This is a genomic window from Arthrobacter sp. TMT4-20 (assembly GCF_054510775.1).
This window is the reverse complement of sequence record NZ_JBTNDW010000004.1, coordinates 31,887-57,306: the sequence shown is the minus strand read 5'-3', so window position 1 is coordinate 57,306 and position 25,420 is coordinate 31,887. Positions and strand designations below refer to the sequence as shown.

The 25,420-nt window shown below is 64.5% G+C and carries 23 protein-coding genes; 15 read left to right on the top strand and 8 right to left on the bottom strand.

Features of this window, described 5'->3' with window-relative positions:
- From ACX80Z_RS05690 to dhaK, 3 genes are read left to right on the top strand one after another with little or no spacing between them, the layout of a single operon-like run.
- Window positions 1-822, top strand: a complete 822-nt coding sequence (locus ACX80Z_RS05690; RefSeq protein ID WP_459315196.1) for an HAD-IA family hydrolase — start codon at window positions 1-3, stop codon at window positions 820-822.
- On the top strand, window positions 819-1,457 hold the full coding sequence (dhaL, locus tag ACX80Z_RS05685) for a dihydroxyacetone kinase subunit DhaL (RefSeq protein ID WP_459315195.1): 639 nt from the start codon (window positions 819-821) through the stop codon (window positions 1,455-1,457). The genes ACX80Z_RS05690 and dhaL overlap by 4 nt, the downstream gene beginning before the upstream one ends.
- A 45-nt stretch (window positions 1,458-1,502) precedes the next feature.
- On the top strand, window positions 1,503-2,498 hold the full coding sequence (gene dhaK / locus ACX80Z_RS05680; protein WP_459315194.1) for a dihydroxyacetone kinase subunit DhaK: 996 nt from the start codon (window positions 1,503-1,505) through the stop codon (window positions 2,496-2,498).
- A gap of 82 nt (window positions 2,499-2,580) precedes the next feature.
- On the opposite strand, the gene ACX80Z_RS05675 is transcribed toward dhaK, so the two are convergent.
- The 3 genes from ACX80Z_RS05675 to ACX80Z_RS05665 form a co-directional block, all read right to left on the bottom strand.
- Window positions 2,581-4,428, bottom strand: a complete 1,848-nt coding sequence (locus ACX80Z_RS05675) for a GAF domain-containing protein (protein WP_459315193.1) — start codon at window positions 4,426-4,428, stop codon at window positions 2,581-2,583.
- 111 nt (window positions 4,429-4,539) lie between these two features.
- The gene (locus ACX80Z_RS05670) at window positions 4,540-5,049 is read right to left on the bottom strand and encodes a universal stress protein (RefSeq protein WP_459315192.1); all 510 of its coding nucleotides are present in this window, start codon (window positions 5,047-5,049) and stop codon (window positions 4,540-4,542) included.
- 126 nt (window positions 5,050-5,175) lie between these two features.
- A complete protein-coding gene (locus ACX80Z_RS05665; protein ID WP_459315191.1) occupies window positions 5,176-5,916 on the bottom strand; it encodes a FadR/GntR family transcriptional regulator in 741 nt (246 codons plus the stop codon).
- A gap of 156 nt (window positions 5,917-6,072) precedes the next feature.
- Between ACX80Z_RS05665 and ACX80Z_RS05660 the strand changes: the two genes are divergently transcribed.
- The 8 genes from ACX80Z_RS05660 to manD all read left to right on the top strand — a co-directional run bounded on the left by ACX80Z_RS05660 (window position 6,073) and on the right by manD (window position 14,089).
- Window positions 6,073-7,368 (top strand): ABC transporter substrate-binding protein, encoded by a 1,296-nt coding sequence (locus ACX80Z_RS05660; RefSeq protein WP_459315190.1) that lies wholly within the window; start codon window positions 6,073-6,075, stop codon window positions 7,366-7,368.
- A gap of 171 nt (window positions 7,369-7,539) precedes the next feature.
- Window positions 7,540-8,487, top strand: a complete 948-nt coding sequence (locus ACX80Z_RS05655; RefSeq protein ID WP_459304460.1) for a carbohydrate ABC transporter permease — start codon at window positions 7,540-7,542, stop codon at window positions 8,485-8,487.
- 3 nt (window positions 8,488-8,490) lie between these two features.
- Window positions 8,491-9,378 (top strand): carbohydrate ABC transporter permease, encoded by an 888-nt coding sequence (locus ACX80Z_RS05650; protein ID WP_116778220.1) that lies wholly within the window; start codon window positions 8,491-8,493, stop codon window positions 9,376-9,378.
- Between the two features lie 3 nt (window positions 9,379-9,381).
- Window positions 9,382-9,906: a gluconokinase gene (locus ACX80Z_RS05645; RefSeq protein ID WP_459315189.1), complete on the top strand. Its 525-nt coding sequence runs from the start codon at window positions 9,382-9,384 to the stop codon at window positions 9,904-9,906.
- The gene (dgoD, locus tag ACX80Z_RS05640) at window positions 9,896-11,041 is read left to right on the top strand and encodes a galactonate dehydratase (protein ID WP_019481918.1); all 1,146 of its coding nucleotides are present in this window, start codon (window positions 9,896-9,898) and stop codon (window positions 11,039-11,041) included. Before ACX80Z_RS05645 ends, dgoD begins: the two co-directional genes overlap by 11 nt.
- A 32-nt stretch (window positions 11,042-11,073) precedes the next feature.
- On the top strand, window positions 11,074-11,706 hold the full coding sequence (locus tag ACX80Z_RS05635; RefSeq protein WP_459315188.1) for a bifunctional 4-hydroxy-2-oxoglutarate aldolase/2-dehydro-3-deoxy-phosphogluconate aldolase: 633 nt from the start codon (window positions 11,074-11,076) through the stop codon (window positions 11,704-11,706).
- Between the two features lie 107 nt (window positions 11,707-11,813).
- The gene (locus ACX80Z_RS05630; protein WP_459315302.1) at window positions 11,814-12,815 is read left to right on the top strand and encodes a sugar kinase; all 1,002 of its coding nucleotides are present in this window, start codon (window positions 11,814-11,816) and stop codon (window positions 12,813-12,815) included.
- Window positions 12,816-12,859: 44 nt separating this feature from the next.
- Entirely contained in the window at window positions 12,860-14,089 is a 1,230-nt protein-coding gene (gene manD, locus ACX80Z_RS05625) for a D-mannonate dehydratase ManD (protein WP_024475764.1), read from the top strand.
- Between the two features lie 90 nt (window positions 14,090-14,179).
- Here manD and ACX80Z_RS05620 read toward each other — a convergent pair whose 3' ends face one another.
- Both ACX80Z_RS05620 and ACX80Z_RS05615 read right to left on the bottom strand, forming a co-directional pair.
- Window positions 14,180-14,548 carry a hypothetical protein gene (locus ACX80Z_RS05620; protein WP_459315187.1) on the bottom strand — a complete coding sequence of 123 codons (369 nt, stop codon included), beginning with the start codon at window positions 14,546-14,548 and terminating at the stop codon, window positions 14,180-14,182.
- Window positions 14,549-15,017: 469 nt separating this feature from the next.
- Window positions 15,018-15,704: an aspartate/glutamate racemase family protein gene (locus tag ACX80Z_RS05615; RefSeq protein ID WP_459315186.1), complete on the bottom strand. Its 687-nt coding sequence runs from the start codon at window positions 15,702-15,704 to the stop codon at window positions 15,018-15,020.
- Between the two features lie 200 nt (window positions 15,705-15,904).
- On the opposite strand from ACX80Z_RS05615, the gene ACX80Z_RS05610 reads away from it, so the two are divergent.
- Entirely contained in the window at window positions 15,905-16,843 is a 939-nt protein-coding gene (locus ACX80Z_RS05610) for an NAD-dependent epimerase/dehydratase family protein (RefSeq protein WP_459315185.1), read from the top strand.
- Here ACX80Z_RS05610 and ACX80Z_RS05605 read toward each other — a convergent pair.
- Window positions 16,840-17,313 (bottom strand): VOC family protein, encoded by a 474-nt coding sequence (locus ACX80Z_RS05605; RefSeq protein ID WP_459315184.1) that lies wholly within the window; start codon window positions 17,311-17,313, stop codon window positions 16,840-16,842. The genes ACX80Z_RS05610 and ACX80Z_RS05605 overlap by 4 nt on opposite strands.
- Window positions 17,314-17,406: 93 nt before the next feature.
- A complete protein-coding gene (sctO, locus tag ACX80Z_RS05600) occupies window positions 17,407-18,294 on the bottom strand; it encodes a type III secretion system stalk subunit SctO (protein ID WP_459315183.1) in 888 nt (295 codons plus the stop codon).
- 188 nt (window positions 18,295-18,482) lie between these two features.
- Here sctO and ACX80Z_RS05595 point away from each other — a divergent pair, with 188 nt between their 5' ends.
- The 3 genes from ACX80Z_RS05595 to ACX80Z_RS05585 all read left to right on the top strand — a co-directional run bounded on the left by ACX80Z_RS05595 (window position 18,483) and on the right by ACX80Z_RS05585 (window position 23,822).
- Entirely contained in the window at window positions 18,483-20,528 is a 2,046-nt protein-coding gene (locus ACX80Z_RS05595) for a putative bifunctional diguanylate cyclase/phosphodiesterase (protein WP_459315182.1), read from the top strand.
- Window positions 20,529-20,621: 93 nt separating this feature from the next.
- The gene (locus tag ACX80Z_RS05590) at window positions 20,622-22,835 is read left to right on the top strand and encodes a catalase (protein WP_459315181.1); all 2,214 of its coding nucleotides are present in this window, start codon (window positions 20,622-20,624) and stop codon (window positions 22,833-22,835) included.
- Between the two features lie 90 nt (window positions 22,836-22,925).
- Window positions 22,926-23,822, top strand: coding sequence for an alpha/beta fold hydrolase (locus ACX80Z_RS05585; RefSeq protein ID WP_459315180.1), 897 nt, complete (start codon window positions 22,926-22,928; stop codon window positions 23,820-23,822).
- Between the two features lie 15 nt (window positions 23,823-23,837).
- Here the strand turns inward: ACX80Z_RS05585 and ACX80Z_RS05580 are convergent, their stop codons facing one another.
- Window positions 23,838-25,361 carry an SLC13 family permease gene (locus tag ACX80Z_RS05580; protein ID WP_459315179.1) on the bottom strand — a complete coding sequence of 508 codons (1,524 nt, stop codon included), beginning with the start codon at window positions 25,359-25,361 and terminating at the stop codon, window positions 23,838-23,840.
- Between the last annotated feature and the right edge of the window lie 59 nt (window positions 25,362-25,420).

Below are 25,420 nucleotides of genomic sequence, written 5' to 3'. Positions count from 1 at the left end.
ATGCCCACCCTGATTTTTGACTGCGACGGTGTGCTCGCCGACACCGAGCAATTCGGCCATCTCCCCGCCTTCAACAGCACCTTCGAGGAATTCTCAGTTCCCGTGCAGTGGAGCGTCGAGGACTACGCGGAGAAGGTGAAAATTGGCGGCGGCAAGGAACGCATGCGCAGCATCCTCACCGACGACGTAAGCAGCCAACTTGGACTGCGCGACGACGCCGCCAAGGACGCCGCGATCCTTGCCTGGCACAAACGCAAGACCGCAATCTACACGGATCTGGTGGACGGAGGTGTGATGCCGGCGCGGCCGGGAATTGCCCGTCTGGTCAGTGAAGCCCACGACGCCGGTTGGGGCCTCGCCGTTGCCTCCACCTCCGCGGAACCTGCGGTCCGGGCCGTGTTGACCCACGCAGTTGGGCAGGATCTTGCCGCCCACTTTGCCGTGTTTGCGGGCGACGTGGTGCCCCGCAAAAAGCCGGCCCCGGACATCTATCTGCTCGCACTCGAGGAACTGGGCCTTGGCACCGATGACGCTGTGGTGGTGGAGGACAGTTCGAACGGGCTCCGCGCCGCCGTCGCCGCGGGCCTGCGCACCGTGGTGACTGTCAGCGGGTTCACCCGGGATGAGGACTTCACCGGCGCGTCCCTGGTGGTCAGTTCGCTCGGGGACCCAGGAGACCACCGGGACCCCGGGGACTCCGGGGAGGCCTCCGAGGTGCTGGCTAACCCGCTCGACGTCGAGGTGGCCGGCGTCGTCACCCTCGCCACCCTGCACCAGCTACTGGACTCCCCGTCCGCCGTAACCAGTCCGGAGGCATCATGACATCCACTGACCTCAAGAATGTCGAATTTGTGGTCCACTCCATTGCGCAGACGGCAGTGGACAAGGAGAAGGAATTCGGGGACCTTGATGCAGTCGTCGGCGACGGCGATCTCGGTTACTCGCTGGCCCGCGGCTTCGAGAAAGTCCTGGCCGACTGGGATACCTTCAAACGCGACGACCCCGCCACCTTCCTGCAGCAGATTGCGCTGGCCATTTCCAGCCGTATTGGCGGCACCTCCGGCCCGCTCTGGGGGACCGCGTTCCTCAGGGCTTCGGCTGCGGCGAAGGCGTCGGGAATCATGGACGGCGCCACGGTTGTGGCAATGCTGCGCGCTGCCACCGATGGCATCAAGGCGCGCGGCAGTGCCGAGCTGGGGGACAAGACCCTCCTCGACGCGATCGTCCCGGCGACCGACGAGCTCGAACGAGAACTCGGCAAGGGAACCGACGCCGCCGGCTGCCTCAAAGTCTTCTGCGACACCGCCCGGGCCGCGGCCGACGCCACCAGCTCGCTGGAGGCCAGGCGCGGACGGGCCAGCTACAGCGGAAAGAGGAGCATCGGCTCTCCCGACGCCGGCGCGGTGGCAGTAGCCATCATGATCGAACGACTGACCTCTGAATGGGCGGCACGCTAGCCCCTTCCCAGACCTGCTATTTCAACACAACGATGTGGAGCCCTCATGAAAAAGTTCGTCAATGATCCCAAGCAGTTTGTTCCGGAAATGCTCGAAGGCCTTGCCCTGGCGAACCCCGACACACTGCGGTACGTCCCGGAATACAACCTGATCATGCGGTCCGACAGCCCCAATGAGAACAAGGTGTCGATCGTCCAGGGATCGGGGTCCGGCCACGAACCGGCACACGTGATGGCCGTGGGCAAAGGGATGCTCGACGCCGCCTGCCCGGGTGACGTGTTCGCCGCGCCCCCGTTCGACTACGTTTTCGAAACGACCAAACTGCTGGCCTCCCCCAAGGGCGTGCTGCTACTGGTGAACAATTACACCGGCGACAAAATGGTCTTCGACATGGCCCAGGAGATGGCCGCAGCCGAGGGCGTGAACGTGAAAACCCTGTTCATTGACGACGACGTCTCGGTGCAGGACTCGACCTACACGATCGGCCGGCGCGGTGTCGCCGGCAACTTCTTCGTGATCAAGGCGGTGGCCGCGGCGGCCGAGCGCGGCGCGGACCTCGACGAGGTGATCCGGGTGGGCGAAAAGGTGAACTCGGTGACCCGCACCATGGGCGTGGCACTGACCGCCTGCACCCCACCAGCGAAGGGCAGTCCGCTCTTTGAGCTGGGCGAGGACGAGATCGAGGTGGGCGTGGGCATCCACGGCGAACCGGGCCGGCGGCGGGCCAAGATGATGCCAGCCAACGACATTGTCGACGAAATCCTTGAGCCGGTGGTCAACGACCTGCCGTTCAAGGACGGCGACCGAGTAGCCCTGATGGTGAACGGCCTCGGCGGCACTCCCATCAGCGAGCTCTATCTCCTGTACGGGCAGGCCCACAAGCAGTTGGCCGCCAAGGGAATTACTGTCGGCCGCAGCTATGTCGGTGAGTACTGCACGTCGCTCGACATGGCCGGTGCGTCAATCACCCTGGTCCGGCTCGACGACGAAATCGAGTCGCTGCTGGGCGACCCCGCCGAAATTGCGATGCGGGTGTTCTAACGGAAGCGTTCCAGGGAAGCGGGACAGGGGAGGGCGAACCCGGGCACTGAACGGCTAGGAAGCGAACCAGGGCAGCAATCGGTTAGGAAGCCGTCATGCTGACCAGCATGGTGCGGTTGCTGGCACCGGTTTTGCGGAGCAGCGAACCGACGTGCTTCTCGACGGTCTTCGCCGAAATCTGGAGTTCACGGGCTATCTGCTTATCGGCCATGCCCTGCAGCACCATGTCCCGCACCTGGCGCTCGCGCACGGTGAAGTTGTCCTGGGCGGGGTCCTCCGGAGCGGACGACATCAACGAATCGAAGATGTCCCCTTCCACCAGGGCCTGGCCCTGGCCGGCCGCCACAATCACGCGGGCGATCGCTTCGCCGTCGGCCGAGCGGCTGATGAAGCCGCGCACCCCGGCCTGCTTGGCTGAACGAACCTGATCCGCTGTCGGATTATCTGTGAGCACCACGATGGCGGCGTAGGGGTCCAGCTCCCTGATCTGGGCGAGCAAATCCGGCGTGGCTGTCTGGATCATGGCCAAATCGACCACCAGGACGTCAGGCCGCAGCAGTTCATAAGCGTCCAGTAGCTGCGCAGCAGCACTGACTTCGGCGGCGATCTGCACTGCTGGCTCACTGAGCTGCAGCAGCCTGACCAGGCCGGCGCTGATCAGGGGCTTGTCGTTGCCGATCAGCACCTTCCATCGCGACTGCGGGTGTCCGCCCCGCTCCGGAATCTTATCCGGAAGAGTGGCGCGGACCTTGGTGCCCCAACCCGGTGTGGTGTCAATGTGCAGGTCCCCGCCCAGGTGGACAGCCCGCGAGGTCATCCCATGCAGGCCAAGGCAGCCCGAGGGCAGGGCGGAGTGATCCCCGTGGGTCGCCGCCAGATCGAACCCGCGCCCGTTGTCTTCCACCAGGACGGCGAGTGAATCCGTGTCATACACCAGTCCCACCCGCACGCTCGTGGCCCGCGAGTGGAACACCACATTGCCCAGCGCTTCCTGGATGATCTTGAACGCCTGATGCTCGATTTCGGGGGCAAGGGCACGCGGCGCCCCGATGACGGTGAGCTGGGTTTCGGCGGCGCCCATCGATTCGACCCAGGTCAGTTCCGCGGCGACCGCCGCGTCGAGATCCCGGCCCGCGAGCGACGCCGGGCCCATCCCGAGAACGGTGCGGCGGGTTTCGGCCAGCGCATCGTGGGCAATGTTCCGGGCGGTGCCGATGTGCCGGGACGCAGCGCCGACAAAGCCGTGCTGCCGGACCGCTTTGTCGGCGTCGTCGAGGCTGAGGAGGAGGCTGGCGAGGGACCTGCCGATGGTTTCGTGAACGTCGCGGACGGCGCGCTCCCGTTCCACGCCGATCGCGGCCTCCTGCTCGCGCTCGGACGCGATGGCGTGCAGCTCCGAATTCTTCAACGCTATTGCTGCATGGCTGGCGAAAAGCTCAGCCAGTGCGGCGTCGTCGGGCGTAAACACCCGCTCAGGGTTCGCCCCGAAGATGATGCAGGTGCCAATCACCCGCTCATCCCACTGGATGGGCACGCCAATGACCGCGCAGTTCCACCGTGGATCGTCGGGGGAGATGTGGCCTTTCGCGACGTCGCTGTAGGTCCTGAGGATCACTGTCGAGCGCTCGCGCACCACCTGCCCGGTGACGCCTTCATCGAGGGAGAACGTCTGGCCCTCCTGGCAGCCGACGCCGAAATCCACCTTTTTCGCATAGGTTCCGCTCGCCTCGTTGACGAGCGAGAGGGAGCCCGATGCGCAGCCCAGCAGGGTTGCGGCATGCCCGAGGATCCGCTCAAGGAGTGGCTGCAGCTCAAACCTTCCGGCAAGGTCGCGTGCCAGATCGGCCACCGTGTTCAGCCGCTCCTGCGCCCCGTCTACCCGCCAGACGTCGTGCAGCAACGGATCCGGCCCCAGCCGTGAGTCAGTCATCTTCGTCCTCTCTGACGAAACGCGGTCACGCGGCGGCGAAATCCTCTCCCCGGCGCGGCATCACCAGTTGCATTACATCACGACGACGATTGGTTGGCTCCTGTGTAGCTGTCAGATTAGATCATAGGGCTCCAGCGGGACATTCTGGCGGTAACGGTCCCTCCAGCGGTGGTGGGGCTCGGATTTGCCGTCTTCATGCACGACGACGACGGGGCACACGGCACGGGCCACGCAGGCGTTGCTCACCGATCCCAGATGCAGGCCGCGCAGGCCACCATGGCCGCGCCGCCCGAGTACCAGCAATTGTGCTTTGGCGCCGGCTTCAACCAACTTGGTCGGAGCATGCCCGCGGACGGTGGTGCTGGTGAACCCAGGAGGCGGGTCGTCGCCGAAGGCTTCCTGGATTGCCTCGTCGAGACGATTGTGTGCACCCTTTTCGAAGACCGTCATATCCGGCAGAACGTACTCCTCATACATTTTCGGATAATCCCAGCAGGCGACGGCGTGTATTTCAGCTCCGAGAGCCGGAGCCAGTTTGGCGGCCAGCCTTAAGGCCAGAATTGAGGGCCCCGAGCCGTCGACGCCGACCACTACATGTGGGTCCTCCGCGTTTCTTTCCATCACTGTCCTCCTTGCTTGTGCAGCGTCAAAGGGTGCTGCGGGTGGTGGGTTATGGGTGATCCTCCTTCATCTCTGTGACCTGCAATTTTACGCCTTTGGGGCTGTCCTGGCGGCCCTGTCGTTCTACTATTTGTGCGCTGCTTCATCCCAGAGCGTGCTCATTTCGGTCATGGCACGTTCCATGATGGCGAGCATTGAGTGGTGGGCATCGACCGGGTTGCCGCGCTGGATGGCGCTGGCGACGTCGACGTGCAGTTGCAGTGCCTCGTCGTGCGGGTGCTCGGGCATGAGCCCATAGTGGGTTCGCCCGGTCAGAACCTCGGCGACGAGGGAGTTGAGCTTCCCGAACATCTCGTTCCCGGAGCTGGATAGCACCAGGCGGTGGAACTGGATGTCGAGGGTCAGGAACAGTTCAGTGTCGCCGTCCTGCCCGGCGGCCCACAGCTTTCCGGCCAGCCCCATGAGCTCGCTGGCGTCGGCCAGCGGCGCCCGCAGTGCTGCCAGCCGGGCGGCCTGCGGCTCCACGGCCGTGCGCAACTCGGTCAATGAGCGAAGCTGGGCGACCCGCCCCGGGGAGGCGAGGCGCCACCTGATGACCTGGCGGTCGTAGAGGTTCCACTCGGTGGCGGGCAGCACCTGAACGCCCACCCGCCGTCGTGATTCGACCATTCCCATGGAGGCAAGGACACGCAGCACCTCGCGGATGACCGAGCGGGAGACGCCGTAGCGCTCCTCGAGCTCTTCGATCCGCATCACCGATCCGGCGGCCCATTCGCCGGCCCCGATCGCCAGTCCCATCTGATCAACCACTGACGCATGCAGGCCAGAGGGCATGACACCGGTGGAATGGGGTTCAGTTGGCTGCATGAAGTGAAGCGTATCAAGAGCATCCCATTTGAGTAACGGGGTTGCATAAGTATGATCTTTGTCACTACTATCGTGGCTATTAGCAGATGTAAACCGATCATCTACTCCTGGCCCCGACTATTGCGGGTGTCCTCAACGAAGAGAACTGGAGCAACAGTGCAACGCAAAACTATGCGGGTAGCCGGACTGGCATTGACGGCATTGCTGGGCGGAACCCTTGCAGCATGCGGCGGAGGCGGCGGCGGCGACGGCGAAGCGTCCGACACTCTGCGGGTCACCCTCGCCAACCATGTGTGGACCGAAAAGATCATCGAGGCCATCCCTGAATTTGAGGAAGAGACCGGTCTGACGGTTGAACTGACGCAGCTCGGCGAAGACCAGCTATCGGCCCAGTACAACGTGCAGCTCAACGCCGGCACCGATGAGATCGACGTCATGATGTACCGGCCACTGCAGGAAGGCAAGCTGTTCGCCCAGAACGGCTACCTGGCGGATCTGACCGAACGCGTCGAATCCAACGCAGACTGGGAATGGTCCGACTTCCAGAGCGGACCCGTCGACTCCACCACGTTCGAGGACAAGGTCGTGGGCATTCCCACGATCACCGAGCGCGAGGTGCTGTACTACCGCACCGACATCCTCGAGGCTGCAGGCCTTGAGGTCCCGGAGACTCTCGAAGAGCTGGAAGCCGCCGCGAAGCAGATCAGCGAAGAGAACCCAGACGTCGCAGGCTTCGTCGCCCGCACCGGCAAGTCACCGGCAGTCACCCAGTTCTCCAGCTTCCTCTACAGCTTCGGCGGCGACTTCATCGATGAGGAAGGCAACTCAGCGATCGCCTCACCGGAAGCCAAGGAAGCCTACGAGTACTACGGCCGCATGATCAACGAATACGGTCCAGAGAATGTCAGCACCGACATGAGCTGGCCCGAAGCCATGGCCATCTTCACCCAGGGCGGTGCAGCCTTCTACACCGAGGCTGACAGCCTCTATCAGAACGCCACCGACCCCGCGAACTCGCAGGTTGCCGAGAACGTCGGCTTCGCACCACTGCCCGCGGGTCCGGCCGGTTCCAAGCCCTACAACGTGCCATCGTGGGGCCTCGGCATCAACGAGGCGTCGAAGAACCAGGACAACGCCTGGAAGTTCCTCGAATGGGCCACCAGCAAGGAAATGGTTCTCGAAATCCAGCAGGAAGGCGTCCCGGGACCGCGTACCTCGGTCTGGGCCGACCCTGAAGGCACCTCGACCTACCCCGAGGATCTTACTGCCGCCATCGAAGCCAGCGCCGAAAACGGCGTCGGCTACGACCGCCCGCTCGTCATCAACGTGGCTGAAGCCCGTGAAGTGGTGGGCGATCCGATCGTGATCGGCATCACCGGCGGCGACGTCGACGCGGCAGCTGATGCAGCGAGCGAATCCTTCCAGGCCTTCCTGGATGACGAACGCGAATAGTGTTCGACGGCGGCTCCCGTAGCCGCCCTGTGATGCGGCGCCGCCCGGCGGAGACAACCTCCGCTGGGCGGCGCAACCACCGGCCCCGCTGACCGGCCGGCCGCCTCACCCTGACGCGCTCCACCCATCACCTTTGCAACCATTGCCATTAGCGCACCAAGGACGTTGACCATGACTGTCGCCTCCCCACCGAGGATCAACCCGCCGAAGGACCGCAGGCCGGGGAACACCCACTACAAGGCCTACTCCGACTGGGCCAACAACCACCGGAAGTGGCTGTTCGCGGCGCCGGCCATGATCTTCGTCGGCATCCTCATCATCTTCCCGCTCGGCTGGACCATGTACCTGAGCCTGACCGACTCCTCAGGGTCGGTCCGCGCCGAATCCGAGTTCATCGGTTTCGCCAACTACGCCGAAGTGCTCACCGACACTGAACGCTTCTGGCCCGCCGTCGGGCGCACCTTCGCCTTCACCTCTGTGGCGCTCGCCGTCCAGATGATCCTGGGCATGTGCATCGCACTCCTGCTGTGGCGCCCGTTCAAGGGCGAAAAATGGGTCCGGGTGGCCATCCTCCTGCCCCTGGTCGCCACCCCGGTCGCCGTCGGCATGATGTGGCGGCTGATCTTCGACCCCAACATCGGGTTCGCCAACCAGGTGCTCGGCTTTGTGGGCATTCCGCCCCAGCCCTGGCTCTCCGGTCAGGCGACCGCGCTACCCACAGTGATTTTCATCGACATCTGGCAGTGGACCCCCATGGTGGTCATCATCCTGCTCGCCGGGCTCACCTCCCTCTCCGAGGAGCCGGATGAGGCGGCCCGGATCGACGGCGCCAACGCGTGGCAGCGGTTCCGCTACGTCACCGTCCCCCTGCTGATGCCGACCATCATTGTGGCGGTCCTCCTGCGCAGCATCGACGCGCTCAAAACCTTCGACCTGCTGTACGCCACCAAGGGGCGCGGCGGTGGATCCTTCAACGAGGTGGAGACGCTGAATATCTACGCCTACGGGCTTAGCTTCGACTACAACGACTACGGGTTGTCCTCAACCGTCCTGATCCTTTTCTTCCTCATCATCATCGCGGCCATGTGGGTTCTGACCCGGCGCCGGAAGGACGTGTAGCTCATGAGCACCATCGCCCCCAACCTCAGCCAGGGCAGCACCAAGCCCACCGGCATTCCCGCGCGCCGGAAGAAACCACTTCGCCGGCAGGGCTACAAGATCTTCCGCGTTGTCGCCCTGACCCTCGTGGTCCTCGCGTTCATCGCTCCGCTGGTCTGGATGTTCCTGGCCTCGCTGAAGACCAACGTCGACATCTACGACGCCAGCAAGACCTTGATCTTCACCCCCACCACCGCCAACTACGAAACGGTGTTGGGCCGCAACAACTACTTCTCGTTCGTGTTCAACAGCTTCTGGGTGGCGTTCGCGTCGACGGCGCTATCCCTGATTATCGGCGTCCCGGCGGCCTACTCCATGAGCCGGTTCGCGATGCGCCGTTCAGCGCTGGTGGTGCTGATGGCCCGCATCATCCCGGGCGTGAGCCTGCTGGTGCCCTGGTACTACGTGTTCTCCAACCTGTCCCTGGTGGGCGGGTACGGGGTGCTGATCCTCTCACACATGTTCGTGGCCCTGCCGCTGATCGTGTACATCATGATGTCCTACTACGATTCGATGCCCCTTGAGCTCGAGGAAGCGGCCCGGGTGGATGGACTCACCCACATCGGCGCCTTCTTGCGGATCACCCTGCCCCTGTCCATCGGCGGCGTGGCAACGGCCGGAATCCTGTCTTTCATCTTCTCGTGGAACAACTTCATGTTCGCCCTGGTGCTCTCCGGCGCCGAGACGAAGACGCTGCCCGTGGCCATCTTCAACTTCGTGGCCTACGCCAGCATCGACTGGGGAGGCCTGATGGCCGCTTCCGTGGTGGTCACTATCCCGATCATGGTGATCGCGCTGTTCACCCAGAAGTACATCGTTTCCGGCCTGACCGCCGGCGCGACCAAAGGCTAGGTCATGGCAGACTCAAAAACGCCGCCGATCGTGGTCATGGGGGTGCAGGGTTCTGGCAAAAGCACCATCGGGTCGCTGCTCGCTGAACGCCTCGGCGTCGCCTTCGTTGACGGTGATGACCTGCACCCGGTGGACAACAAAACCCTGATGGCCGCGGGGACGCCCCTCACCGACGACAACCGGCTTCCCTGGCTACACACCGTCGGTGCGGTGCTCGCCGAAGGCCGGAAAGCCGGCGTCGTCGTCGCCTGTTCGGCTCTCAAACTCGCGTACCGGGACCTGCTCCGCGGTCACGTCCCAGAACTGGTGGTGGTGCACCCGCACGGCACCATTGAACTGGTGGCCGCACGGATCTCCGAGCGGGAACACGAGTACATGCCGCCGTCGCTGCTTGCCTCCCAGTACGAGAGCCTGCAGACCCTGGGCGACGACGAACGCGGCCTGACCGTCGACCTTTCCCTCCCACCACAGGCAATGGTTGACCACATTGTCGCGTACCTCTCCGAAAGCAATATTCATGCGCATTAGCAGGATCGAAACCTTCCTCGTCCCACCGCGGTGGCTGTTCGTCAGGGTGGAAACTGACAGCGGCATTGTCGGCTGGGGCGAGCCGGTGGTGGAGGGTCGCTCCGAGACGGTGCGGACCGCCGTCGAGCAGCTCTCCGAGTTGCTGATCGGCGCCGACCCGCTCCGGATCGAGGACCACTGGCAGGTCATGACGAAGGGCTCCTTCTATCGTGGCGGCGCCATCCTGGCCAGCGCCGTCGCCGGGTTGGACCAGGCACTGTGGGACATTGCCGGGAAATCGCTCGGCGTGCCAGTGCACCAGTTGCTCGGCGGGCATGTCCGCGACCGGATCAGGATGTACGGCTGGGTGGGCGGCGACGAACCCGCCGAGGTGGCTGACTCCATCTCCGCCCAGCTTGAGGTGGGACTGACCGCAGTGAAGATGAATGCCAGCGGTCGGATGAGCCCGCTTGGCAGCGTTGCGGAGATCGACGCCGTGGTGGAGCGCGTCGCCGCTGCCCGCGAGGTGCTCGGCCCGCACCGGGACGTGGCCGTCGACTTCCATGGGCGGTTCACCCTTGCCAACACGCGGCGGGTTGCACCGTTGCTGGAACCGTTGCACCCCTTCTTCCTGGAGGAGCCGACGGTGCCGGAGAATTCGCACCTGATCGGTGGGCTGACCAGTTCCACGAGCATCCCCATCGCCACCGGGGAGCGGCTCTACAACCGGCAGGAATTCCTCCCGGTGTTGCAGGCGGGCATCGCCGTCGCGCAACCGGATCTCTCGCATGCCGGTGGCATCACCGAGGTCCGCAAGATCGCCTCCCTTGCCGAGGTCTACGACGTCCAGCTCGCGCCGCACTGCCCGCTGGGTCCGCTGGCGCTCGCCGCCTGCCTGCAGGTGGGCTTCGCGACCACCAACTTCCTGATCCAGGAACAGAGCATCGGCATCCACTACAACCAGGGCGCCGAAGTGCTCGACTATGTCCTCGACAAGACCCCGCTGAAGTTCGTGGACGGCCACGTGGAGCGCCTCACCGGTCCGGGTCTGGGCATCGAAATCGATGAAGCAGCCGTCCGGCGGGCAGACAAGAGCGGCCACGCCTGGCGTTCACCCGTGTGGCGGCACGACGACGGCTCCTACGCCGAGTGGTAAACCGGCCTTCCAGCCCTACGAAAGGACCACCCATGTCTGACTTTCTTGCCGGACTCAGCAGCTCCCGCTTGCTGGCCATCATCCGCGGTACCGACCGGGATGCCTCAATCCGTGCCGCCGTAGCCCTGGTCGACGAGGGGGTCCGCTACCTCGAGGTGTCGCTGAACACCCCCGACGCCGTCGACGTCATTGCCGCGGTGCGTCAGGAGGTGGGGGACCGGGCGACCGTCGGGGCCGGTACGGTCCTGACCGCCGACGACGCCGAGCGGGTCGCCGCTGCCGGTGGACAGTTCCTCGTGACTCCGGCGGTCTCCGCATCAGTCGCCGCAGGCGTCAGGCTCCAGCTGCCGGTCATTGCCGGCGCACTGACCCCCACCGAGGTGTACTCGGCAATGGACCAGGGCGCCACTGCGATCAAACTCTTCCCCGCCTCACTTGGCGGGCCCCGCTTCCTTTCGGCCCTGCGTGACCCGTTCCCGGCCATCCCGTTTGTGCCGGTCGGCGGAGTGGACGAGGCAGCAGCCGCCGATTACCTCGCCCGCGGCGCCGTTGCCGTCGGCGTCGGCTCACCGCTGGTGGGGGACTCGGCGTCGGGCGGGGACCTGACCGAACTGCGGCAGCGTGCCCGGCGGTACCTGGAGCTCGCGGCGGCGGTCGCCGGATGAGTGCGGATGCTGACAGGGGGCCAGCGGGGAGTAGCTCGGTTCCTAGTGAAGGAGCGGTGGGAGGTAGTCCTTCGGAAAACGTGCATGCATTGCAGGCATTGCAGGCATTGCAGGCACAATCCGAATGTGAAAGTGCATGCACTGCATGCAATGCATGCGCCTTAAAAATTGAGGTAGTCACCTTCGGCGAAACCATGGCGTCGATCCGGGCTGCGGGCTTGCTGCGTGCCGGGGGCGCGATGACCATGTCGCTCGGCGGCGCTGAAACCAACGTCGCGATCGGGCTCGCCCGGCTCGGCCACCGGGTGAGCTGGGTGGGCAGGCTCGGAGCCGACGAAGTGGGGACCTTCGCATTGCGGACCCTGCGCGCCGAGGCCGTGGTGACCGACGGCGTCGTCGTCGACCCCAGGCGCCCCACCGGCCTGATGCTGCTGGAGCGGCGGATCGCTGAGGTGTCGCGGGCCGCCTACTACCGGGCGAATTCGGCCGGTTCGGCGCTCTGCAGCGATGACTTGCGGGCGGCGCTGGAAGGCAACCCGCGGGTCCTGCACCTCACCGGGATTACCCCTGCGCTCTCCGTGTCTGCGGCTGAAGCCACCCTGTGGGCGGCGGGTGAAGCGAAACGTCGGGGCATCCTGGTGAGCTTCGACGTCAACTATCGGGCGAAACTGTGGGCCGTCTCCGAGGCTTCGGCGGTGCTTGGCCCGCTGGTTGACCTGGCCGACATCGTCATCGCTTCCGACGACGAACTGGCCCTCGTGGCCCCCAGCGTTTCGGAAGCCGAAGCCGTGGCGGGCCTGCACGTGCGCGGGGTGCGAGACGTCGTCGTTAAGCGCGGTGCGGCTGGTGCCTCGACTTTCACCGCGGGGGAGCGGCCGGTGCACCAGAGCGCGATCCCGGTGCCGGTGGTGGATACGGTGGGGGCCGGTGATGCGTTCACGGCCGGGTATCTCTCAGCGTTGCTCGATGGGGAGCCAACCGCCGGGCGACTGCTGCGCGGGGCGACGCTCGGCGCGTTTGCTGTTTCCGGGTCGGGCGACTGGGAGAACCTGCCGTATCGCAGCGAACTTGCCCTGACCGCCCAATCGGCAGGCAGCACGATCCGCTAGTCGGCCCAATCCGTTTGTCTGAAGTTCGTAGCAAGGAGACGTAAGTGAAAATCAAGAGCGCAGAAGTGATCGTGTCGAGTCCGGATCGGAACTTCGTCACTCTCCAGATCACCACCGAGGATGGCCTGACCGGGCTTGGCGACGCCACGTTGAATGGGCGCGAGCTGGCCGCCGCTGCGTATCTGGAACACCATGTGGTGCCGCTGCTGATTGGACGGGACGCGCACCGGATTGAGGACACCTGGCAGTTCCTCTACCGCGGAGCGTACTGGCGCCGGGGGCCGGTGACCATGGCGGCGATCGCGGCCGTCGACGTCGCGCTCTGGGATATCAAAGCCAAAGCCGCTGGCATGCCGCTGTACCAACTGCTCGGCGGCGCGTCACGGGACGGCATCCGTGCCTACGGCCACGCCAGCGGGCGGGACATCCCCGAGATCCTCGACTCCGTCCGGGAACACCTTGAGCTGGGATACAAGGCGATCCGGATCCAGACCGCCGTGCCGGGCATCGATGCCGTGTACGGGGTGGCAGCCCAGCCGAGCGCCGGTGGAACCCGCTACGACTACGAGCCGGCGCAGCGCGCGGCCCTTCCCGCCGAGGAGGACTGGGACACCCGCGCCTACCTGAGGCATATCCCCACCGTGTTCGAGGCGGTGCGCAACGAGTTCGGACCGGAACTGCCGCTGCTGCACGACGGCCACCACCGGATGACGCCGATCGAGGCGGCCCGCCTGGGCAAGTCGCTGGAACCGTATGACCTGTTCTGGCTGGAGGACTGCACCCCGGCGGAGAACCAGGATGCGCTGCGGCTGGTCCGGCAGCACACCACCACGCCGCTGGCCATCGGGGAGGTGTTCAACACCGTGTTCGACTACCAGACCCTGATCCGCGAGCAGCTGATTGACTACGTTCGCTCGGCAGTCACCCACACCGGGGGAATCAGCGCGATGAAGAAGATCCTCGACTATGCGGCCCAATACCAGATCAAGTCGGGCATCCACGGGCCCACCGACATCTCGCCGGTGGGGATGGCCGCGGCCCTGCACCTGGACCTGGCAATCCACAACTTCGGCATCCAGGAGTACATGCGGCACGGCGATCTCACCAACGAGGTGTTTCAGCAGTCCTTCTCCTTCAAGGACGGCTACCTGCACCCGGGCGAGCAGCCGGGACTCGGTGTCGAACTCGATCTGGACGCTGCAGCGGCCCATCCATACACCCCCGCCTACCTGCCGTTCAACCGGCTCAAGGACGGGACCATTCACGACTGGTAAACCCCCGATCGTGTGGGTGGCAACGATCCGGGCGGTGGTCCCTCGACAGGTCTTCGCGCCATCGAGGTTCCGTCCCGGATCGCCGCCGGTCTAGGCGGGGTACGCCGCTCGCAGCTCGCGCATGCTCAGCGTCCCGCACTGTTCGAGGGATGGCAGGAGACCGACTACGCCGTCCAGATCCTGATGCTTCAGTCTGGTTTTCAGCACACCCGCCAAGGCGGCGAGCTGGAGAAGTCCCAGCATTCTGCTGGAGCTTTCGATACTGAGGATGACATCCATCAGGAGACGCTCATCCCGATCTTCGGCGGCCCGACTGAGTCGGTAGAACCGTTGATCCCACATGCCGATGGAAATCTGGACAAAGGCGTTGCAGGCTTCAGGGTTCTCGAGCTCACGTTCCAGGTCCTTGAGCGTCCCCGGGGAATAGAGGGGCAGAGATTCGATGGCGTAGTCGATCATGGTGTCCTGTCTTCCCGTGGGATTTCAGGTTAGGAGGACACGGCGGCGATGTAACGCGTGCCGACTACTCGATTATGGGTTGGCGATACGCGAACGGTCCTTCATTCCTACCCGCCCCTAATACGGACAGGGCCGTCGGGTGTTTACCAGGCCACCGTTGGCCCCTATGATCAGATCAGAGGTCTAACTGGGGGTCAAAAGGGATGATGAAGAAAAATCGAAAAGTCGACGGGCCGGCGGTGGAACGGCCCGATTCAGCGGCGTCTTCCCCCAGCGCACCCAAAGGAAAATCGGTGAGCTGGCCCAGCCGCCGCCGATCGAGCACTCAGAATCGGGCAACGGATGCGAACGGTGAGTTACGCCGTCTCGCGGCCCGGCGGTGGGACTCGCTCACCAAGCTCGGGCGCCGCCAGCACCCCGGGCAGCCTGAGTAGCCCCGGTAGCTCAGCGGACGGGAACACACCAACGGCTAACCGGCCAGTTTGGCGAACTCCCCGCCCGCGTGGTGCCGAGCGTCGGAACTGCCCAACTGCAGGGTCAAAGTCGACCCCGCCGCCAGGACGGCGTCGACCACGGGTAGGCCGTACCGCCGGCGAAGTTCGCGCGAGACCCCCATGCTGGTCAGCCCAGTGCACGCCTGCAGGATGACGTCGGCTCCCGCGTCAACCAGCCGCTCAGCCGCGAGATAGGTTTCGTAAACCCCGGACGGCGTGAGTAGATCCTGGGTGTGGGTGACGCCGTCGGGCGCCTGAACCGAATGCAAATGCTCACCCAGCACCCGGGCAACGGCAAGCGGCGGCTCTGTGCTGAGCGCGAGCACACCAATCCGGGAGCCCAGGGCGAGGGCAGCGGCCGCCCCTGCAGAGCCGGCGCCCACCACCGGAATATCAACGAGGCTGCGTACGTCCTCCAGCCCAGGATCGGAGGAACAACTAATCATGATGCCGTCAACGTGGGGTGCCAGGTCGGCGGCGAGAGCCATGACCTTGGGGGACGCGAAATCGTGAGTCAACTGGTCGTGGACGCCTTCCGGCTGGTCGTGGACCGCTCGCGAAACAACTTCCACACCGAACGCGTCGCGGACCGCGCGACCGTGGATGTTCAACAGTCGGGGATCACTCGAAGTGAGAACCCTGATTAGGCCGATGCGTGTCATTGATTCCTCATTGGAAGGCCGGTTGGGTCACTTCAATGGTGACAGCGGCGGATTAACGCGAGGTTTCGCGCCGGTTAGCAACTAAAGACCCGTGGGCATTGCCGCTTTCGGGGGCATGGACGGCGAACTGGGAATGCGACATAATCCCTTCAACTCCTGCCAATAGTTTCGCCCCTCAATGCCTTCTGGAAGGAACGAGCATGGAGCAGATGGTGGTTACCGGGGCTGGTCCGGTCGGATGGACGGTAGCCGAGTTGCTCGCTGGCGCCGGTCACCGGGTGCGGATACTGACCAGGAACGGCACCGGCCCCGACTCGCAGCTAATCCAACGGCAGCCGGTGGATGTGTCGGACCCGACGGCGGTGACTAAAGCCGTTGAGGGTGCCTCCGCCGTCTTCCACTGCATTCACGCCGCCTACAACGCCGACGCCTGGCGGCGGGAGCTTCCCCGGTCAGAGCAAAACATCCTGGCTGCTGCAGGACGCGAGGGCGCCGTCGTCGTCTTTCCCGAAAGCCTCTACTCCTACAGCAAGCCGGAACAGGTGATGACCGAAGCCGGTCCCCGCGACGCGACGGGAGGTAAGCGCGGAGTCCGCACTGACCTGTTGAAGGCGCGGGAGGCCTCACCGACCCCCACGGTGAGCGTTGTCTCGGCCGACTTTTTCGGCCCCCGGGTGCTGCAGTCCCAAATGGGTGAGCGGGTGGTGCCCCGGGTGATTGCCAGCCGGCGGATCAGCGTGATCGGGAGCGCAGACACCCCGCATTCCTTCACCTACGTCCCCGATCTCGCAGCCGCATTGATCACCGCGGCCCGCGACGAGCGGGTGTGGAACACGGTGTTGCACGCGCCGACCCTGCGCGCGAGCACCCAACGGCAACTGGTCGCCGCCTTCGCCAAGGCCGCGGGCGTGCCGACCCCCAACGTCGTCGCGGTGCCGGGCTGGTTTGTTCGGGTACTCGGACGGGTGCAGCCCTTGATGCGCGAGCTGACGGAACTGCTGTACCAGACGGAGCACCCCTTCATCATGGACTCCACAGCGTCGGAGCAGCGGTTGGGGCTGACCCCCACCCCGTTGCCTGAAGCAGCGGCGGCAACGGTCAACTGGTGGCGGGACAGATCCGTTGCCGAGCGCCGTTAGCCGAGGTAGGCGCGTTCGAGTACCCCTATGTCGATCTTCCGCATTTTCAGCATCGTATGCATGGCCCTGGCGCTTCCCTCGGCATCAGCTCCGGACAGGAGCTCGCCGAGCCGGGCGGGGACAATCTGCCAGGCCAACCCATACCTGTCCTTCAACCACCCACACATCGATTCCTCACCCCCATCTGCTGTCAGCGCGTCCCACAGCCGGTCGGTCTCCTTCTGCGACGTGGTGCTGACCGAGAGCGAGACCGCTTCGGTGAAGGCAAACTGTGGTCCACCGTTCAGGGCCTGAAAGGCGACTCCGTCCAGCTCAAACTGCACCATTATCGCCGTGCCGTCCGGCTGCGGGCCGTTGTCGCCAAACCGCGAGACATCGGTGATCCGGGAATTGTCGAGCAGCGAAACGTAGAATTTCGCTGCCTCCTCGGCCTGTGCATCAAACCAGAGGCAGGTGGCTATTGCTGACATGGCGGGACCTCCAGGGTGGGGTAGGTGGCGGATGCTCGTAGTCTGGCCCTGCACTACGAATGATGCAAGGATCCCGGCCTGCCCCGTGCCGCCTCAGAGGAGCTTGTCCAACCGCCGTCGGGCGCTGTCCACGGCGCGCTGCGCATCACGGACGGCGCGGACCGCGGCCGACTGTTCCTGTTCGGCGTCGTCGATCTGGTGGTCGAGTGACTTGAGGTCTGCCCTCAACTCGGCGAGACGGTGCTGCAGGTCCTCAATCTCTGTGGACAACCCGGTACGGCGGTCCTGGAACTTGTCGATCCTGCGTTCCGCGTCCTCGGCGTCGTCGTCGGCCTCCGCCAGAGTGCGCTCGGCGTCCTCCAGTGCGGTGCGCGCGCTGTCGATGCGCTCCTCGTCGACCCCGTTCTCTCCGGCGGTGATCTTCCCAACCCCGGCCCTGCCGGTGGCGGTGCTAGCCTGCTCAAACGGCCCTCCCACAGCACCTTCGAGGTCGACGGCGTCCCAGCCGCTGGCGCTCAGGACGCGCAGAAGCCGCCCGGTGGACACCGCGGCGGCGGCATCCGCGTCGGTCATGGCGGCACGGAACGTCTGCTCCACTTCGGCTGCGACCGTGGCGCTGACACCATGGCCGAGTTCTTTCGCGAGCGAGAGGCCCACCGTGCCCAGCCCGCTGAGTAGCCGCTGCCGCTGCTGTCCGAGTTCCTTCATCCGTTTCTGATCTAGCTCTTCCTGGGCATTGCGCAGAGCCATCCCCAGCTCAAGGGCCTCGTCAACGGCGTCCCGGCGGTGTTGGACGAGCATGTTGACCAGCCACGCTGCCATCGAAGGTTTGGGGAGCCGCCTGATCTGACCGGATAGCAGCTTGTCATCGGCGCTTTTCGCCCGCGCGTTGCGTTCGGCGGTGAACTCTTCGAGGGGGAGGGCATACAGGTGAGCGGCAGCCTCGGTCAGGGGGTGTTCGGATTGCTTCCGATCGCTCACGGTGTCCTTCCTCAGCGCGGGTGGGTCTGGCCCAATGTAACCGTGGTGATCTACCTCTCACAATTGCCGCTACCATTCCTCTAGAGGAATTGATCTGGGGAAACGGATCGCCCACCGTAAGACTGGGCCGCCAAACGTTCGTTGGCGTGCGACGTCGGAGTAACGAAGCACACTAGGGGATGAGTTCAATGGCGACCAAATGGGAACCTCGGTTCGAGGGTGAGGTATTGCCCGAGTCGCTGTTTGCGCAGGCCCACGCAGCTACCTCCGAGGTCACACTAATCACCGATGCCAGCCAGAACATCGTCCACGTTTCGCAGTTCTTCACCACTATTACTGGATACAGCCCTGAGGATGTGGTGGGGCTGAACTGCCGGTTGCTGCAGGGGCCTGGATCTGATCCTGAGACCAAACGGGTCATGAGGACGGCACTGGCCGCGGGGGAGCCCTTCCGCGGGGAAATCCTTAACTACCGCAAGGACGGGTCAGCATTTTGGAATGACCTGAGCGTGGTCCCGCTGCGCGACGCCGACGGTCGGGTCGCCCACTATGCCAGCGTCCAACGGGACATCAACACGCGGATTGCCCTGAACGAGCAACTGCGGTTCCAGGCGATGCATGATCAGGTGACAGGGCTGCCAAACCGGGTGGCGCTCACCGAACGGTTCCAGGACGTGTTCGCCCGGGGCGACCACACCAAGGTCACGGCAGCCGTAGGCATGATCGACCTTGACGACTTCCGCGCCGTCAACAACGCATTCGGCCACGAAGCTGGGGACCACGTCCTCAAAGAATGGGCTGTGCGCATGCAGGCCATATTGCGCGACGGCGATTTTCTCGGCCGGATGGGCGGCGACGAATTCATTCTCCTGGTGAAGGACATTGACCGCGCGGCGGCGCCGGTAGTGCTCGCTGGAATCCTGGATTCGCTGCACGATGCGGTGGAACGGCCGTTCAACGTCAATGGGAGAAGCATCAGGGTGGGGATGAGCATGGGGCTCGCGTTGTATCCCCGCGATGGGTGCGACATGGCGTCGTTGCTGCGGAATGCCGATGAAGCGTTGTATCAGTCGAAGAAGTTGAAGAGCAACCGTGACCGGTGGTGGACGCTGGCTGCTGCTGAACCGGAGGCCGGATTGGGGTCCGACCTGAATTATCTGGCAGCGGGCGTGACTGGCGTCGGCGGGCGGCCGGATAGCAGCGTCATCGACAGTTACCGGGAGCGGTTGCACTCAGGGAGGCTCGAGGCGTTCATGCAACCGGTGGTTGACCTCCGAGATGGGTCGGTGCACCTGTTTGAGGCGTTGGCCCGGCTGCGGATGGCCGACGGGCGGATTGCTTCGCCCGGCGAGTTCCTTCCCTATCTGACCAAAAATGAGCTTGACCTGCTCTTTGTCGGGATGCTTGATCAGGCGCTCGGCTGGGTCGCCACCTGGGATGGGGAAGGGCTGCAGGCGAACATCTCGGTGAACCTTCCCCCGAGCACGCTCCTGAATCCGGACTGTCTCACTCTGGTGCGTGACGCTCTGGAGCGCCATAATATTGCCCCGAACCGGTTGGGTCTCGAGTTGCTTGAATCACAGACCCTGGAGTGGGAGGTGCAGCGCGATGCCCTGGATCAGCTCGTGGGCCTCGGTGTCGGGCTGGCCATGGATGACCTCGGCGCCGGCCACAGCAGCCTGAAACGACTGTCGGTGCTCCCCTTCAGCGCCATCAAGCTGGATCGCGAGCTGCTCACCGAGATCCGCAGGAAGCCTGTGGAGACGCTGAGCATGATTGCGTCCCTCATCCAGATGGGCCGTGATTTCGAAATGAACGTCGCCATTGAGGGGTTGGAGGATCTCGGGATCACCGAGGCCGCCGTCGTCCTCGGCGCGCCGCTGGGGCAGGGGTACTACCTCACCCGGCCGCTGCCCGCCGTGGAGGCTGCCGGCTGGGCACGCGGCTTCACCCTCGACGTGCAGCCGAATGCGCCGCGAACCTACCTGGGCGGGTTGGCCTACCATTGGCAGTTCGCCCGGCTGGGTGCGCCGCATCCGCGTCCGCTGGCAGCCTGTCCTCTCACTGGGCTACTCGACGACAGTCCCGCCAACGAGGATGTGATGCGCTGGCACGCTTTGCAGCACGATCCCGAGGCCACCCACCCCTCGGCGGGCCGCCTGCTGATGGACTGGCTAGTGCAACAGATCCGACGCAAAGGAGCGGAAACCGTCGGGGTTTTCACCCCGGTGTAGCGCCCACTTATATATGAAGCCTACTTAGTATTACGTGTAGGCTGACAGGGTAGCGACAGGAACTCTGCGCTACCCGAGTGTCTGGAGCAATCGATGTCTGAGAAGAATTCCCCCATCACCAACCCCCCTATTCCTGGTGCGCCGTCGGTTGAGGCGCCGAGCCTGGCTGAGCCGGTGGATCCTCGCGAGCCGCTCCCGCCCAAGCCTGATCAGGATGCGCCCGAGACTGTGTCACCGACTGGTACCCCCACCGGCGCTGCCAAGACCGTCAATTCGCAGAGCGGTCGGTTCCTCACCACTGCCCAGGGCGCCCGGGTCGCCGATACCGATCACTCCCTCAAGGCGGGTCCACGTGGGCCGGTACTGCTCCAGGACCACCATCTGCGTGAAAAGATCACCCACTTCGACCACGAGCGCATCCCCGAGCGTGTCGTTCACGCCCGCGGGGCTGGCGCTCACGGAACCTTTGTGGCCAACGGTGCCGCAGCAGGAGTCACGAAGGCTGGCTTCCTCGCCAAGGACGTCGAGACGCCAGTCTTCGTGCGATTCTCCACGGTGCTCGGCTCACGCGGTTCGGCTGACGCGGTGCGTGACACCCGTGGCTTCGCCACCAAGTTCTACACCGATGAGGGCACCTACGACCTCGTGGGAAACAACATTCCGGTGTTCTTCATCCAGGACTCGATCAAGTTTCCCGACGTCGTCCACGCAGCCAAGCCGCACCCGGACCGTGAAATCCCCCAGGCCCAAAGCGCCCACGACACGTTCTGGGATTTTGTCTCCCTGCACAGTGAAGCGCAGGCGCACACCATGTGGAACATGTCCGATCGCGGCATTCCCCGCTCCTACCGGACGATGGAAGGCTTCGGCGTCCACACCTTCCGGCTGCAGAACGCGGCAGGCGAAACCACCCTGGTGAAAATCCACTGGAAGCCGAAACAGGGCGTCCACTCCCTGGTATGGGAAGAAGCCCAGATCATCAACGGGATGGACCCCGACTTCCACCGCCGCGACCTGGCGGATTCCATTGAGGCCGGTGCCTTCCCGCAGTGGGACCTGGGCATCCAGACCTTCCCGGACACCGAAGACGAGATGTTCGAGGGAATCGACCTGCTCGACCCCACCAAGTTTGTCCCCGAAGAGTTGGCTCCCGTGCAGATCATCGGAACGATGACACTGAACGCAAATCCGACCAACTACTTCGCTGAGACCGAGCAGATCGCGTTCCACCCGGGTCACCTGGTGTCGGGCATCGACGTCACGAATGATCCCCTGCTGCAGGGTCGGCTGTTCTCCTACATCGATACCCAGATCAGCCGGCTCGGTGGACCAAACTTCGCCCAGCTGCCGATCAACCGGCCGCATGCTCCCGTCAATGACATGCTCCGCGACGGCATGCACCAGACCGCAGTCCATGGGGGAGTGGCGCCGTACCGGCCGAACTCGCTCGACGGCGGTTGCCCGTTCCTCGCCGGTGAGGACATGAGCGCCTACATCGACGTGCCGCAGGAACTTCCGGCGTCGCGCAAGGTACGCGAGAATCCGGCCACGTTCGAAGATCACTTCAGCCAGGTGCGGATGTTCTTCAAGTCCCTCACCCCGCTGGAACAGGATCACGTCATCTCCGCGTACACCTTCGAACTGGGAAAAGTGTACGAAGAGAACCTGCGCGTCCGGCAGCTGCAGAACCTCGCCAACATCGACGAGCGTCTGTGCGCCGAGGTGGCCAACGGTCTCGGCCTGGCAGCACCCGCACCCATCGAACAGGTCGAGGATCACGAGCCGAGCCCCACGGTTTCGCAGATCGGCGGCACCTGGCCTGTTGAGGGCCGGATCATCGGTGTGATCGCCGACGCCAACAGCGACGTCACCGCCGTCGCCAGGCTCAGCTCACTGATCAACGACGCCGGAATGGTTCCGTTGATCATCGCTCCCAAGGGCGGCAAGCTCGACGGCGGACTGGTCGTCCAGCGGACCTACCTCACCGCCCGATCCACCGAGTTCGACGCGCTGATCGTGGCCGGCGCGGCAACCCCGGGCGACGACGCTGCCAATAGCCGGGACGCCAAGGCCGGGTCACCGGGCGTGACTATCGACCCCCGTGTCGCACTGCTTCTCTCCGAGGCGTTCAGGCATTCGAAGGCCATCGGCGGCGTCGGCGACGTTGCCTCGGTGTTGCAGGCAAGCGCCATCAACCCCGAGGCGCCAGGCGTCGTCGTCGGCGACGCGACGCCAGTGCTCACCACGCTGACCGAGCTGCTGTCCAAGCACCGGGTCTGGGACCGCTTCCCGGTTCCCGCAAAGTAAATAGGTTAAAGGCAACTGACCGCTGGGGGAGACCCCGGCGGTCAGTTGCCTTTAACCCCGACCCCTCCGCCGAGAAGTTAGAGTAGCTGCATGTTTGAGGCTTTTACGGAATTCGCGACGACGGTTGACGGCGTCGACATTGCGGGCAGGATCTCCCGCCCCACGGATGAACCCAAGCCGGCGCTGCTGCTGCTGCACGGGCATCCCGAATCTCACGTGATGTGGCACAAGATTGCCGACCGGCTGACCGAGCGCTACACCGTGGTGATGCCTGACCTGCGCGGCTACGGTTCCTCGGGAATTCCGGCCAGCGACCCGGAGCACCAGACCTACAGCAAGCGCACGATGGCCCGAGACCAAGCGCTCCTGATGCAGCATTTCGGCGCTGAGCGCGGATTCCGGCAGTTTGCGGTCTGCGCCCATGACCGCGGTGCACGGGTGGCCCACCGGCTGCTCACCGACCACCCGGACCTGGTGACCGCAGCAATGCTCCTGGACATCGCCCCCACCCTCGACATGTATGAAGCAACCGATAGAGCCTTTGCCGAGGCTTATTTCCACTGGTTTTTCCTCATCCAGCCGCAGCCGTTGCCGGAGTCGCTCATAGAGGCCAACCCGCGCGCCTACATCGAGAATCTGATGGGAAGCAGGTATGCGGGCCTCGCCCCCTTTCCGCGGGATGTTCTCGACCAGTACGTTGCTGCCCTCTCCCGGCCCGGCGCAGTTCACGCGATGTGCGAAGACTATCGGGCGTCGTCGACCATTGACCTCGAGCATGACCGCCACGACCGGGCCAGCAATCTGCACATCAGCACCCCGCTTCGGGTGCTGTGGGGGAAGCACGGGGTGGTCGGCAAGCAGTTCGATCCGCTGGCATTGTGGCGCGAACTGGCCCCCAACGCGACCGGCCGGGCGCTCGACGCCGGCCACTACCTGCCCGAGGAAGCACCGGCGGACGTATTGGACGAGATCCTGAGCTTCCTTTAACGGCCTGGAAAAGACCTAGTACACGAGCCCGAAGACCCAGGCCGCCAGCGTCATCGTGGTGATGGTGGTCAACACCAGCGCAATGAGGTTCAACCAGATGCCGGCCTTGAGCATGTGGGCAATCTCGACATGGCCGGAGGAATACGCGATGGCGTTGGGCGGCGTCGCAACCGGCAGCATGAACGCGCAGGTCGCAGCGATCGCCACGGGGATCACCAGTAGCATCGGATCCACGCCGAGCCCGACGGCGACCCCACCGATCAGCGGCAGGAACGCAGCGGCGGTGGCCGTGTTACTGGTGAGCTCGGTCAGCAGCAGCACGATGCCAGCCACGATGGCGATGATCAGGACCAGCGGCAGCACATCGAGTCCGGCCACCTGCGTGCCAACCCAGGCGCTCAGACCGGTGGCGGTGAACTGCGCCGAGAGTGCGAGGCCTCCGCCGAACAACAGCAGGATGTCCCAGGGCAGCGCCCTTGCACTGGCCCAGTCCAGCAGGGGCACGCCCTTCTTGATATTCGCTGGGATCACGAACAGCAGGACAGCGACCACCATGGCGATAACGGCGTCTGCAATGTTCGATCCCGGCCACAGCAGGGGGACACTGATCCAGGCAGCCGCTGCCAGCACGAAGATCACGCCGACCTGCTTCTCACCGGTGTTCATCGCGCCGAGCTTCTTGTACTCATCCCGGATCAGCTGGCGCCCGCCCGGGATCTCCTTGATCTCAGGCTTGTAGATGACCTGGGTGAGGAGGAACCAGGCAATGAACATGAACACCACGGACATTGGCACGCCGACCAGCATCCACTGGCCGAAGCCCACCTGAATGTCGTGGGTCTCGGCCAGGTAGCCGACCATGAGTGCATTGGGTGGGGTGCCGATAATGGTGCCGAGCGAACCGATCGACGCCGAGTAGGCGATGCCCAGCATCAACGCGATACCGAACCGCTTCGGTGGCTTGCCGTCACTGACGGTTGCCACCAGGGTGAGAACCGAGATGCCGATGGGCAGCATCATCACGGCTGTGGCGGTGTTGGAGACCCACATACTCAGGAATCCGGTGGCGATCATGAAACCGCCGATGAGCTGGCTCGGCTTGGTACCGACCAGGAGGACGGTCGCGAGCGCAATCCGCCGGTGCAGGTTCCACCGCTGGAGCGCGAGGGCCAAAAGGAACCCGCCCATAAACAGGAAGATGATGGGGTTGGCGTAGGGCGGTGCCACCTCATCAATGGTGGACACGTTCAGAATCGGGAAGAGGACCAGGGGCAGCAGCGCTGTCGCGGCCAACGGGATGGCCTCGGTCATCCACCACAGCGCCATCAGGGCGGCGATGGCGGCGGTCACCCTGGCGGGCTGCTCAAGGTCGGCTGGCAGGGTCAGATACATGATGATGGCGACGACGACGCCGGCCACCAGCCCGATCCGTTTCCGCATCAGCACCCGTCGGTCCTCGGCAGGCTCCAGCATGCCGGGTGCAGTCGAGGTATCGACCTCTTGTTCGCTTGATGGCTGTTCGGTTGACGGCGTTGTCACGGTGTATCCTCCCGATGGGAGCGTCCGGGCACCCGAACGCTGACTACACATGCAACCTC